10 protein-coding genes are annotated in these 12,578 nt (G+C 53.0%); 3 read left to right on the top strand and 7 right to left on the bottom strand.

All coding sequences use genetic code 11. The features are described 5' to 3' along the window. Positions 1-30 precede the first annotated feature (30 nt). Positions 31-1,269 (bottom strand): alanine transaminase, encoded by a 1,239-nt coding sequence (gene alaC, locus ACJHWK_RS01255; RefSeq protein WP_000785931.1) that lies wholly within the window; start codon positions 1,267-1,269, stop codon positions 31-33. A gap of 376 nt (positions 1,270-1,645) precedes the next feature. Between alaC and ypdA the strand changes: the two genes are divergently transcribed. From ypdA to ACJHWK_RS01270, 3 genes are read left to right on the top strand one after another with little or no spacing between them, the layout of a single operon-like run. Continuing rightward, positions 1,646-3,343, top strand: a complete 1,698-nt coding sequence (gene ypdA / locus ACJHWK_RS01260) for a two-component system sensor histidine kinase YpdA (protein ID WP_000544359.1) — start codon at positions 1,646-1,648, stop codon at positions 3,341-3,343. Between the two features lie 14 nt (positions 3,344-3,357). Next, a complete protein-coding gene (gene ypdB / locus ACJHWK_RS01265; RefSeq protein WP_001295458.1) occupies positions 3,358-4,092 on the top strand; it encodes a two-component system response regulator YpdB in 735 nt (244 codons plus the stop codon). 12 nt (positions 4,093-4,104) lie between these two features. Further along, entirely contained in the window at positions 4,105-4,962 is an 858-nt protein-coding gene (locus tag ACJHWK_RS01270) for an AraC family transcriptional regulator (RefSeq protein WP_001520966.1), read from the top strand. Positions 4,963-4,964: 2 nt separating this feature from the next. On the opposite strand, the gene ptsP is transcribed toward ACJHWK_RS01270, so the two are convergent. The 6 genes from ptsP to glk all read right to left on the bottom strand — a co-directional run bounded on the left by ptsP (position 4,965) and on the right by glk (position 12,401). Then, on the bottom strand, positions 4,965-7,460 hold the full coding sequence (ptsP, locus tag ACJHWK_RS01275) for a phosphoenolpyruvate--protein phosphotransferase (protein WP_001520967.1): 2,496 nt from the start codon (positions 7,458-7,460) through the stop codon (positions 4,965-4,967). 24 nt (positions 7,461-7,484) lie between these two features. Beyond that, positions 7,485-8,522, bottom strand: coding sequence for an aminopeptidase (gene ypdE, locus ACJHWK_RS01280; RefSeq protein ID WP_001520968.1), 1,038 nt, complete (start codon positions 8,520-8,522; stop codon positions 7,485-7,487). Continuing rightward, positions 8,522-9,607, bottom strand: coding sequence for an aminopeptidase (gene ypdF / locus ACJHWK_RS01285; RefSeq protein WP_001520969.1), 1,086 nt, complete (start codon positions 9,605-9,607; stop codon positions 8,522-8,524). The genes ypdE and ypdF overlap by 1 nt, the downstream gene beginning before the upstream one ends. Before the next feature lie 14 nt (positions 9,608-9,621). After that, positions 9,622-10,869 (bottom strand): PTS fructose transporter subunit IIC, encoded by a 1,248-nt coding sequence (locus ACJHWK_RS01290; protein WP_000985321.1) that lies wholly within the window; start codon positions 10,867-10,869, stop codon positions 9,622-9,624. Positions 10,870-10,890: 21 nt separating this feature from the next. Continuing rightward, positions 10,891-11,217, bottom strand: a complete 327-nt coding sequence (locus tag ACJHWK_RS01295; protein WP_000038456.1) for a PTS fructose transporter subunit IIB — start codon at positions 11,215-11,217, stop codon at positions 10,891-10,893. A 218-nt stretch (positions 11,218-11,435) separates the two neighbouring features. Beyond that, a complete protein-coding gene (gene glk / locus ACJHWK_RS01300) occupies positions 11,436-12,401 on the bottom strand; it encodes a glucokinase (protein ID WP_000170351.1) in 966 nt (321 codons plus the stop codon). Positions 12,402-12,578: the final 177 nt, after the last annotated feature.

Here is a 12,578-nt window from a genome sequence, read left to right on the forward strand (position 1 = left end):
GGCTCCTGTTTGCATTTTTGAGGTCGGTGTTTATTCCGCGTTTTCGTGAATATGTTTGCTGCTGGCGGGTAGTAAACCATCGGCACGGAACATCGCTTTAATCCCACGAATCGCCTGACGAATACGGTCGCGGTTTTCAATCAGTGCAAAGCGAACATGCGTGTCGCCGTAGTCGCCAAAGCCAATCCCCGGAGAGACACAGACCTTCGCTTCGTTCAGCAGCTTCTTGGCAAATTCCAGCGAGCCCATGGCAGCATACGGTTCCGGGATTTTCGCCCAGACATACATCGAAGCCTTCGGCATTTCGACCATCCAGCCCGCTTCATGCAGCCCTTTTACCAGTACATCACGGCGGCGTTTGTACTGTTCAGCAATGTCGCGCACGCACTGCTGATCGCCCTCCAGCGCCGCAATCGCTGCCACCTGCAACGGCGTAAAGGTGCCGTAATCGTGATAGCTTTTAATACGTGCCAACGCGCTGACCAGCGTTTTGTTGCCAACCATAAAGCCGATACGCCAGCCCGCCATGTTGTAACTTTTCGACAGGGTAAAGAACTCGACCGCCACGTCGCGTGCGCCCGGCACCTGCATGATTGACGGCGCTTTCCAGCCATCGTAGACGATATCGGCATAGGCCAGGTCATGGACCACCAGCACATCGTAGCGTTTTGCCAGCGCCACAACCTTCTCAAAGAATTCCAGTTCCACGCATTGCGCGGTTGGGTTCGACGGGAAGCCGAGGATCATCATCTTCGGTTTCGGATAACTTTCGCGAATGGCGCGTTCCAGTTCGTTGAAGAAATCGACACCTTCCACCAGCGGCACTGAGCGTACCTGCGCCCCGGCAATCACCGCGCCGTAAATATGAATCGGGTAGCTTGGATTAGGCACCAGTACAGTGTCACCATGATCCAGCGTCGCCAGCATCAGATGCGCCAGTCCCTCTTTCGAACCAATGGTGACGATGGCTTCTGATTCCGGGTCGATCTCGACGTCGTAGCGATCCTGATACCAGCGGGAAATGGCGCGACGTAGCCGCGGAATGCCGCGTGACGTGGAGTAACCATGCGTGTCCGGGCGCTGGGCCACCGTACATAATTTTTCGACGATATGCGGCGGAGTCGCACCGTCCGGGTTACCCATACTGAAATCGATAATATCTTCGCCGCGCCGACGCGCAGCCATTTTCAGTTCAGCGGTAATATTAAAAACGTAGGGCGGGAGACGATCAATGCGCGTAAAGCGACGTTCAGGGCGAGTGTCAGCCATAATTTCCTCAGATTAACGTTAGCGCCCGGACCGTCCGAGCGACGCTGCCACGATGGTGGCTGTTTTGAAAATAGCCTGATTAATTTCTGTCTGTCCAGCGTTTTAGAACATTTTTATCAATGGCTTTAAATGAGGAACTCCACTTCAAAAACAGGAAATTTATCTGCGCTAACAAGAAAATTACCACTCATTTTATTAACATTATAATTTCAATAAATTTACCAAGCAGATGTGCATTATCAAGAGATGCATTGCCAATACACCATTTATCTTTCAATCCCCTTTTAAAATTGTGGTTTTTCCTCAAAAACGGCCTGCTGGTCATCAGCCTTCAGGTTACCTATCATAGAGGTTTAATCCTTATTCAGAGTCACCCGTGCACGAAATATTCAACATGCTGCTGGCGGTCTTCGATCGGGCAGCGTTAATGCTTATCTGCCTGTTCTTTCTCATCCGTATCCGCCTGTTTCGCGAACTGTTGCACAAGTCGGCGCACTCCCCAAAAGAGCTGCTCGCTGTTACCGCCATTTTCTCGCTGTTCGCCCTGTTCAGCACCTGGTCCGGCGTTCCCGTAGAAGGCTCGCTAGTGAACGTTCGTATTATCGCGGTGATGTCAGGCGGGATTCTGTTTGGCCCGTGGGTAGGCATCATTACCGGCGTGATTGCGGGTATTCACCGGTATTTAATTGATATCGGCGGCGTGACGGCGATCCCCTGCTTTATCACCAGCATTCTGGCGGGTTGTATATCGGGCTGGATCAACCTGAAAATCCCCAAAGCACAGCGCTGGCGCGTCGGTATTCTCGGCGGCATGTTATGTGAAACGTTGACCATGATTCTGGTGATTGTCTGGGCACCAACTACCGCGTTGGGGATCGATATCGTCTCTAAAATCGGCATTCCGATGATCCTCGGTAGCGTCTGTATCGGCTTTATTGTGCTGCTGGTGCAAAGCGTTGAGGGCGAAAAAGAGGCCAGCGCCGCGCGGCAGGCCAAGCTGGCGCTGGATATCGCCAACAAAACGCTGCCGCTGTTTCGCCATGTCAATAGCGAGTCATTACGCAAAGTTTGTGAAATTATCCGCGATGATATTCATGCCGATGCGGTGGCGATTACCAATACCGATCATGTGCTGGCCTATGTTGGCGTGGGTGAACACAACTATCAGAATGGCGATGACTTCATTAGCCCGACTACCCGACAGGCGATGAATTACGGAAAAATCATCATTAAAAACAATGATGAAGCCCACCGCACACCAGAGATTCATTCCATGCTGGTGATCCCATTGTGGGAGAAAGGCGTTGTGACCGGAACACTGAAAATTTACTACTGCCACGCGCATCAGATTACGTCATCATTACAGGAAATGGCGGTCGGTCTGTCGCAAATCATCTCCACGCAACTGGAGGTTTCACGCGCCGAGCAGCTACGTGAAATGGCAAATAAGGCAGAGCTTCGCGCCCTGCAAAGCAAAATTAATCCCCATTTCCTGTTTAACGCTTTGAACGCTATTTCATCGTCAATCCGTCTGAATCCGGATACCGCTCGCCAGCTGATCTTTAATCTGTCGCGTTATCTGCGCTATAACATTGAATTAAAAGACGATGAGCAAATCGATATCAAAAAAGAGCTGTATCAAATTAAAGACTATATTGCCATTGAGCAGGCCCGCTTTGGCGACAAGCTGACGGTTATCTATGATATTGATGAAGAGGTGAATTGCTGCATTCCCAGCCTGCTGATCCAGCCGCTGGTGGAGAACGCCATTGTCCACGGTATTCAGCCTTGCAAAGGTAAAGGCGTTGTCACCATCAGCGTTGCAGAGTGCGGTAATCGGGTACGCATTGCGGTGCGGGATACCGGGCACGGCATCGATCCAAAGGTGATTGAGCGGGTCGAAGCGAACGAAATGCCGGGCAATAAAATTGGCCTGCTGAATGTCCATCATCGCGTGAAGTTATTGTATGGCGAGGGGCTGCATATCCGCCGCCTGGAACCGGGGACGGAAATTGCGTTTTACATTCCTAACCAACGCACCCCAGTCGCCTCACAGGCTACGTTATTGCTTTGAGCCGGAGTGATATTGTGAAAGTCATCATTGTTGAAGACGAATTCCTGGCACAACAGGAACTGAGCTGGCTAATTAAAGAGCATAGCCAGATGGAGATTGTCGGCACCTTTGACGACGGTCTGGACGTGTTGAAGTTTTTGCAGCATAACCGCGTCGACGCCATTTTTCTGGATATCAATATTCCGTCGCTGGATGGCGTGTTGCTGGCGCAAAACATCAGCCAGTTCGCCCATAAACCGTTTATTGTGTTCATCACCGCGTGGAAAGAACATGCGGTAGAAGCATTTGAACTGGAAGCGTTTGACTACATTCTCAAACCGTATCAGGAGTCACGCATTACCGGGATGCTGCAAAAACTGGAAGCAGCCTGGCAACAACAGCAGACCAGCAGTACGCCTGCCGCGACGGTAACGCGTGAGAATGACACCATTAATCTGGTGAAAGATGAGCGAATCATTGTCACGCCAATTAACGATATCTATTACGCCGAAGCGCACGAGAAAATGACCTTTGTCTATACGCGGCGTGAATCCTACGTAATGCCGATGAACATTACCGAGTTTTGCAGCAAGCTGCCGCCGTCGCATTTTTTCCGCTGCCATCGCTCATTTTGTGTCAATCTGAACAAAATCCGCGAGATCGAACCGTGGTTTAATAACACCTATATTCTGCGGCTGAAAGATCTGGATTTTGAAGTGCCGGTCAGCCGCAGCAAAGTTAAAGAATTCCGCCAGTTAATGCATCTTTAATCGGGAACTTTCATGAAAGCACCAGGCTTGCCCGCCGATCAACAATTTTTCGCCGATCTGTTCAGCGGCCTGGTGCTTAACCCGCAACTACTGGGGCGCGTCTGGTTTGCCAGCCAGCCTGCCTCATTGCCAGTGGGCAGTTTATGTATTGATTTTCCCCGTCTGGATATCGTGCTACGCGGCGAATACGGCAATCTGCTGGAAGCAAAGCAGCAACGTATGGTGGAAGGAGAAATGCTGTTTATTCCGGCACGCGCGGCTAATTTACCGGTCAACAACAAACCGGTGATGCTGTTAAGCCTGGTGTTCGCTCCGACCTGGCTTGGGTTATCGTTTTACGATAGCCGCACCACGTCGTTGTTGCATCCTGCTCGCCAGATCCAGCTTCCCAGCCTGCAACGCGGTGAAGGTGAAGCGATGCTTACCGCCCTCACCCATCTTAGCCGTTCACCGCTGGAGCAGAATATCATTCAGCCACTGGTGTTAAGTTTGCTGCATCTTTGCCGCAACGTGGTGAATATGCCACCGGGCAATTCGCAGCCGCGCAGCGATTTTCTCTATCACAGCATTTGTAACTGGGTTCAGGATAATTATGCCCAGCCGCTCACCCGCGAGAGCGTGGCGCAGTTTTTTAATATCACGCCCAATCATCTGTCAAAACTGTTTGCCCAACATGGGACGATGCGTTTTATCGAGTATGTTCGCTGGGTGCGAATGGCGAAGGCGAGGATGATTTTGCAGAAATATCATCTGTCGATTCATGAAGTGGCGCAGCGTTGCGGTTTTCCGGATAGCGATTATTTTTGTCGCGTCTTCCGGCGTCAGTTTGGTCTGACGCCGGGAGAGTACAGCGCCCGCTTTCGGGGCTAACTTCAGAAGGTTAATTCCGTTTCCAGCAGCGTCAGGATGCTTTGCGCATCTTGCGCGGCGAACAGCGACTGGCGGAAGTTTTTATTCACCAGTTTACGCGCCAGCTGCGAGAAGACTTTCACATGATTCATCCCTTCGTTAGCGCCCAGTGTCAGCATGATCACCAGTTCGACTTCGCCCATTTCTGACTGCCAGTCAACCGGTTTCACCAGCCGGGCAATGCTGATACTGGAATGACGGATCCACTGAGATTTGGTGTGCGGGATCGCTACGCCAAAACCAACGCCGGTGGTAACAATCTCTTCCCGCTGCCAGACATCCTCTTCCAGCTCGAACGGATGTTCAGTACGCCCGTTAACGCCGAGGTTGCCGCACAGAAACTGGATCGCCTGCTCTTTATTACTAACGGCCTGATCAACGAAGATATTCTCCAGCGCCAGCAGCGGGCGAACGTCTTCTTCCGGCGTAAAGGCGGTGAGTAACGCTTCAATTTCCTGCGCGCTGCGACATTCACACGCCTGACGTGCCAGTTCCCGACACGCCTCGCTATCCAGTTGACGAAGCTGGCTTTTCACCGCCGGAATGCGCGGGCTACTCATACTCAGCTCATCCAGGCCCAGCCCAAGCAGTAGCGGCAGATAACGGCTTTCACCGCCCAGTTCACCGCAAATTCCTACCCATTTGCCCCGCTGATGCGCAGTGGTAACTATTTGCTGCAACATGCGCAGGAACGATGGCGTAATCGGGTTATATAGCGGCGATACACGCGGGTTATTACGATCGACCGCATACAGATACTGGGTCATATCGTTAGAACCGATACTGAAGAAATCGACCTCATCGCAGAAGTGATCGATGATGTAGCACACCGATGGCACTTCCACCATGATACCCAGCGTAATCGTCTCTGCATGACGCAGGCCATCGCGCTTAAGCTCAACGATCGCTTTTTGGATCTCGCCCTTCACCCATAAGATCTGATCGAGGCTGTGGACCATCGGGATCATCAACTGGGCGTTGCCGAAACTGGCGGCGCGCAAAATAGCCCGCAGTTGAGTGCGGAACAGGCCAGCAAATTCCGGGTAAATTCGTACCGCACGATAGCCGAGGAACGGGTTCTCTTCCTGGGGAATGTTGAGGTAAGGAATGCTTTTATCGCCGCCGATGTCCATTGTGCGGAAGATAATCGGCTTGTCGCCCGCGGCCAGTAGCACCTGCTGGTAGGCTTCAAATTGCTCCTGCTCGTCCGGCGCGCTGTCGCGATCCATATAGAGCATTTCGGTACGGAACAGCCCGACGCCTTCCGCGCCGTTGGCAAACGCGCCAGGCGCTTCCAGAGCGGTGCCAATATTCGCCGCGATATCAATACGCTTGTTATCACGGGAATAAGCCAGCTGCGCGGCAGCCTGCGCCTGTTGTTTTTGGCGTTTATCCGCCAGCGTCTGCGCGACCTGATAATAACCGCTCACCGCGTCATTCGGGTTAATCGCCAGCACGCCGCACTGGGCGTCAAGCACTGCCGGTTGCCCGGCATAACGGGCAATCGCATCCAGCGGCAGGCCGCTCAGTACCGGGATCGCCGAGGCGCGGGCCAGAATCAGGGTATGCGAGGTGCGCCCGGTTTTCTCCAGAATCATGCCCGCAAGATTTTTTAAATCGAGGCTCAAAAACTGGCTTGGGGTTAAATCTTCAGCCACCAGAATAGTCGGTTTTTCAAGCACCAGATTATTGCGCGGTTTTAGTTCCGGCCAGGTGATATGCAGTAACTGTTCGCTGATATCGCGAATGTCGCTGACCCGCTCGCGCAGATAATCGCTGGCAGAAGCAGAAAGTTTGGCACAAACCTGCTCCATATTGCTGATGATCGCCGCCCCCAGCCCCTGATGCTGTTCTGCCATCAGGTGACGGATATTGCCTGCAAATTCATCATCCTGAATCAGCGACAAATGGGCGCTGAGGATAGTTTTGCTTTCGCCGTCACGCTCACGCAGCTGCTGGTTCAGTTGCTCGGCAAGCGTTGCCAGGCTGTGCTCCAGCCGGGTGGAGTCTTGCGCACTGGCCGGGATGGCCCGATAACTGTCGAGGCTGTCGCTCTGTAACAGGGTCAGCGTACCCACGCCGACGCCGCTTGCCAGCACATTGCCGTACAGTAAATCAGGATTCAGACGGCTTAATGAACGCGGCAGCGGATGCGCCGTCAGTTCTGCCTGTGTTGGCTGGATGCTGTCGCTGTCGATAAAGCGCACCTGGATGTACTCTTCCAGCACGCGCCGCGCCTGCTCTTCATCGCTGCCGCTAATGTTCAGGCTGCAACTGTCATTAAATAAAGTGCCGGTGCCAATCAGCGCCAGCGAACTTTTCGCATCGGCCTTTGCGTTCTGGCGATGGTTAATAAAAGTGATTTCGCTTTGCCACTGGCTGCACTGTTCTTTAAGTTCCCACGCCGGACGAGCATGAATACCGTTAGGCAAAGGACAGAGAAATTGAATCGTTAACATAACCGCTCCGGGTTAATCAGGAGATCATCTGAAATCCGTCAGTTGAACAACCGTCTCACGCGTAAGACGTTGAATAAGGGCAGATAAAAGTTGCTGCATCTGCAAAATGTCGCGGCAATCGGCAATCGATGCCGCACAATGTCCGTGGCGCGTCGCTGGCCCCATCACCACCGTGGGTACGCCGGTGCCAGTTAAATGCACCGCTCCGCCATCTGTGCCGCCGTTGCTGAACATATCCGCCTGCAACGGTACGCCAATTTCTGCCGCCACGGTTTCAATCCACGCGGTAAGTTTTGGCGGCGCAATCAGCGACTTGTCGCTTAATACCAGCATCGGCCCGTTACCAATCTGGCGATGGTTAGCCGCGCCATAATCAAAGTTTTTCGCCCAGCAGGCGGTATCAAGCACAATGGCGACATCCGGCGACACCGCGCGGGTGGCAGTTTTCCCGCCGCGTAATCCCACCTCTTCGCTGGAACTTGCCACCAGCCACACTTCCGCAGGCAGTTCGGCGTCGTGCAGCTCACGCAGTAACGTCACCAGCAGATAGCAACCGAGGCGGTCATCAAAGGCTTTCCCCATCACTCGCTGGTGGGGTAGAACCTGAAAAGTTGTATCAAAGGTGACGCGATCGCCTGGACGAATTCCCGCCTGCATCACTTCGTCATACGAGCGAGCGCCAATGTCCACGCGCATGGTGCTGACGTCATTTCCCTGCCGGTCGCCATCAAGCAGACCGGGAATTTTGCACTCTTCACGGGTGGTGATGCGCACCGGCTGCAGCTGGCGGGCAGCCATGCGCACGTTACCAACTGGCAGCACATCAATCGCCCCTTCGCGGGAGATGCTGCGCACCATAAATCCCACTTCATCCATATGCGCACAGATCATCACCTTCGGACCTGTCGATTCATTGAGGCGGATCAGCACCGATCCCAGACCATCAAATCGCACCTCCTTTTGCAGGCGATCCGCTTCTTCCAGCAGGATCTGCCGCACTTCCTGTTCCGAGGAGGCGATCGCATCTGCCTCGCTCAACGCTTTTAATAGCGATAAATCCATTATGCCTCTCCCGTGAGCAACACTGTTTTCGGCATGGCGTAGAGCACTTCTGCGCCTTGCGGGGTGACCAGCACAACATCCTCGATGCGCACGCCCCCTTGCCCTGGCAAATAAATCCCCGGCTCCACGGTCAGTAACATGCCTGGCTGTAGCGTCGTGGTGTCCCGCGGTGAAAAACGCGGATCTTCATGGACTTCAATGCCGATAGCATGACCGGTGTTATGACCGAAATAGTCGCCATAACCGGCTTCTGTAATCACCCGGCGCGCGGCGTCGTCAACCTGCTGGCAACGCACGCCGGGGCGAATCGCGGAGATTGCCGCGAGCTGTGCCTGCAAAACAATCTGATAGACGTCAAACAGCGGGTGAGATTCGGCGCTCACCCCTTCGCCATTCACCAGCAAGGTACGCGTCATATCAGAGCAGTAGCCCTGATACAGCGCACCGAAATCGAGAGTGACAAACTCGCCCGCTGCAACAATCTTGTCGCTGGCTTTGCCGTGCGGTAGCGCCCCACGCCAGCCGCTGGCGACAATGGTATCGAAAGAGGCTTTTTCTGCGCCCTGCTGGCGCATAAACCACTCCAGTTCAGCGGCTATCTCGCGCTCGCTCATCCCCGCCTGAATAAAGCGGCGAATATGCTCAGCACCGCGATCGGCAATCCCACAGGCGAGGCGGATTTTCTCCACCTCCTCTGGCGTTTTGATTTGCCGCAGCACATCCGGCGTGGCGCTAACCAGTTTCGCATTGAGTTCAGACTGCCAGCGGTGCGCGGTTTCCCAACATACCTGCTGGCCTTCAAAACCGAGCGTTTGCAACTGCTCATCGGCAATGATTTGATTGACGATAGTGGTAAGCGTGTTCGTCGCGTCAAGCAAATGCAGCTGGTAGCCTTGCGTGCGGGCTTCTACATCCGCGTAATAGCGCGAGTCCACCAGAATGTGCGCACTTTCACGGCTAATCAGCACATAGCCTGATCCGGTGGAGATCCCCAGATGCGGCTGTTTGTTCTGCCGTGAGGAGAGAAGCACCGCATCCAGTTGTTGCGCCTTAAGCCAGTCACGCAGCGAAGCGAGTAATGTCATCTGGATTTTCCTTCTTACAGGCTATCGATTAACAATTTGCCTTTACGGAACATCATCAGACGCAGGAACACCACCATCAGCGCAGTTATGACTGCCCCCAGCGCGATCCCCGCCATGTAGACGCCGAGGTTAGTGACCAGCGGCCATGCCCAGATAGCGGACTCCGGGAACCATTGCACTGCGCCCAGCCAGACTGCAGCGGTTGAGCCGACAATCGCGCCGACCATATAGGACGGAATGGCGGTGATGGGGCTTTCCAATGCAAACGGAATCGCACCTTCACTGATCCCCATAAAGGCCAGGAACATGGCGGTTTTACCCTGCGGATAAAGCTGAGCGTTGAACAGGCGTTTGCCGGTTAAACGGCGGTCGATAATGGTCGCCAGACCCAGACCAATCGGCGGAATAACGATAGCGATAGAACGTGCGGTGACCGGTAATACGTGGTCCGTGGTAAAGCTGAAGGCAACGAAACCAGCTGCTTTGTTGATCGGGCCACCAAGGTCGATTGCTGTCGCCGCGGCGATCCCCATCGCGTACATCAGCGCGCCCTTCTCACCTGCGGCAGTCAGCACGGTACGGATACCGCCGTTGATCCAGCCGCCAAAGGGGGTGATGACGTAGTACATCGCCAGCATGACAAAAATGGCGGAAAGAATCGGTAGCAAAAAAGTGGTTTTGAACGCTAACAGGAAATCCGGTAACTGGATTTTCTGGTTCATCCATTTCACAAGGTAACCAGCAACGATAGAAATAATCAGGGCACCAATGAAGGTGGACGGCACCGGCGAAGAGGTCGCCCATTGCATAGTGCTGGGATCGAAGTTCAGCAGTTGCGTCGGCTGGGTAGACATCAAGCCGCCGATAAAACCAGCCGGGAACGCCAGTTTGCCACCGATAGAGTTCGCCACAAATGCAGCAAACATCGGAATGGCGAAACCAAACAACACGCCGCCGAAGGATTGCGACAGCCAGGCAAATTTCAGTAAGGAAAGGTCGAAACCGGAGAATTTCCCGCTATTAAGAGCATCCATGATGCCGATATCAGCAGGAATTTTAAGCCAGCTATAAGCAATCAGCTGGCTGAAAGCGAGGATCACACCGCCCATAATTAAGGTCGGCACCATGCGTGAAATCCCTGACATCACATGCTGCGGGAGTTCACCCCAGAAGCTGCTTTTAGAGGCCTGCGGATTCTTAACTGCCGCTGCCGCACCGGATGCGCCAGGCACAACGGTTGCACTGCGTTTTTTAATGGCCATAACAATTATCCCTGTCGAATATTACTGTTGTTCAGAGGCAATCATCTCTTCGATTTCTTTGATGATGCCCGCAGCGTTTTTAATTGCGTCCTGCAAAGTGATTTCATAAACGTCGCGTGATTCGAAACGTTCGTTATCTTCCGGGGTAACCGCCACGGAGTGGATGATGATGGTCGCTTCGGCGATATCCTGCGCGGTCAGACGATTCTGGATACCGTCCGCACCCTGGGTTTCAATTTTCACTTCATAACCGGCTTCTACCGCCGCTTCTTCCAGCGCCTGAGCGGCCATAAAGGTGTGAGCCAGGCCCATTGGGCAGGCACATAAGGCAATCAGTTTCTTACTCATCGTTAATTCCTCGTTCAGTGATAGTTGACGAGTGAAATTATGAACGTGCAAAACAAATCGCCGTTACCAGACAAATAATGCATTTACTGGAGAATTAATCCCGCTGCACGGAAGTGTGACGCAGGTCGGCCTTGTGAGGGGACACAAAGGAAAATTGAATTAACTGTATGATTTAAAAGATTATCGGGAGAGTTACCTCCCGATATAACAGGAAGGAGTTACAGAATGTGGCCTAAGGTCTGGCGTAAATGTGCGCCGGAACCGAGAAGGCCCGGATTGTCATGGACAATGAGATACACCGGAATATCATGGACATATTCTTTAAAGCGCCCTTTATCCTCAAATGCGGCACGGAAACCGGAGGCTTTGAAGAACTCAAGGAAACGTGGCACGATGCCACCTGCAATATAAACCCCACCGAAAGTTCCCAGCGTCAATGCAAGGTTGCCGCCAAAACGACCCATAATCACACAAAATAGCGACAACGCGCGGCGACAATCGGTGCAGCTGTCAGCCAGCGCGCGTTCAGTAATATCTTTTGGCTTGAGATTTTCTGGCAGGCGGTTGTCGGCTTTCACAATCGCGCGATACAAATTCACCAGCCCAGGACCAGAAAGCACGCGCTCTGCCGAAACATGACCAATTTCTGCACGCAGTATTTCGAGGATAATGGCCTCTTCTTCACTATTCGGCGCAAAATCAACGTGACCGCCTTCGCCTGGCAAACTTACCCAACGCTTATCGACATGGACCAGATGCGCAACCCCAAGCCCCGTTCCGGCACCGTAAACCGCAATAGGCTTACCTTCGACCGGTTCTGCGCCACCAAACTGAATCAGATGCTCTTTTTTCAGCATCGGGATCGCCATCGATACAGCGGTAAAATCGTTAATAATTTCCAGATGGCTAAAACCGAGATTCTTTTTCATTTCGGCAATTGAGAACGCCCAGGTATGGTTGGTCATTGCCACCCAGTCACCGGTAATTGGGCAAGCGATGGCAATACAGCCGTCTTTCACCTCGACCTTATGTTCTTCAAGATAAACGCGAATGACCGCTTCGAGGCTGGGGTAATCAAGCCCTGAATAGGTCTTAGCCTGCGAGATTTCACCACTGGCAATATCACACAGAGCAAGACGTGCGTTGGTGCCGCCCACATCACCGACTAATGCATACTTTGTCATTCTTCAACTGCTCCGCTAAAGTCAAAATAATTCTTTCTCACACTGTAAATACCTGGGGGCATAACAACAACGCCGGAAAGGCAGGCTCCCTGTAAATATCGATCTGGGTCACACAATTACTTTATCGTTTCAGCACCAATTGCAGCGATGCCTTTTTGCAAGCTGGGCAAACTAAGT

It is taken from the genome of Escherichia sp. WS547 (genome assembly GCF_046486065.1).
GTDB classification, from domain to species: Bacteria; Pseudomonadota; Gammaproteobacteria; order Enterobacterales; family Enterobacteriaceae; genus Escherichia; species Escherichia coli.

Bases quoted from the DNA above. Each gene is read 5' to 3' on its own strand.
- alaC (WP_000785931.1), bottom strand. From the start codon at position 1,269: ATGGCTGACACTCGCCCTGAACGTCGCTTTACGCGCATTGATCGTCTC.
- ACJHWK_RS01270 (WP_001520966.1), top strand. From the start codon at position 4,105: ATGAAAGCACCAGGCTTGCCCGCCGATCAACAATTTTTCGCCGATCTG.
- ptsP (WP_001520967.1), bottom strand. From the start codon at position 7,460: ATGTTAACGATTCAATTTCTCTGTCCTTTGCCTAACGGTATTCATGCT.
- ypdE (WP_001520968.1), bottom strand. From the start codon at position 8,522: ATGGATTTATCGCTATTAAAAGCGTTGAGCGAGGCAGATGCGATCGCC.
- ypdF (WP_001520969.1), bottom strand. From the start codon at position 9,607: ATGACATTACTCGCTTCGCTGCGTGACTGGCTTAAGGCGCAACAACTG.
- ACJHWK_RS01290 (WP_000985321.1), bottom strand. From the start codon at position 10,869: ATGGCCATTAAAAAACGCAGTGCAACCGTTGTGCCTGGCGCATCCGGT.
- ACJHWK_RS01295 (WP_000038456.1), bottom strand. From the start codon at position 11,217: ATGAGTAAGAAACTGATTGCCTTATGTGCCTGCCCAATGGGCCTGGCT.
- glk (WP_000170351.1), bottom strand. From the start codon at position 12,401: ATGACAAAGTATGCATTAGTCGGTGATGTGGGCGGCACCAACGCACGT.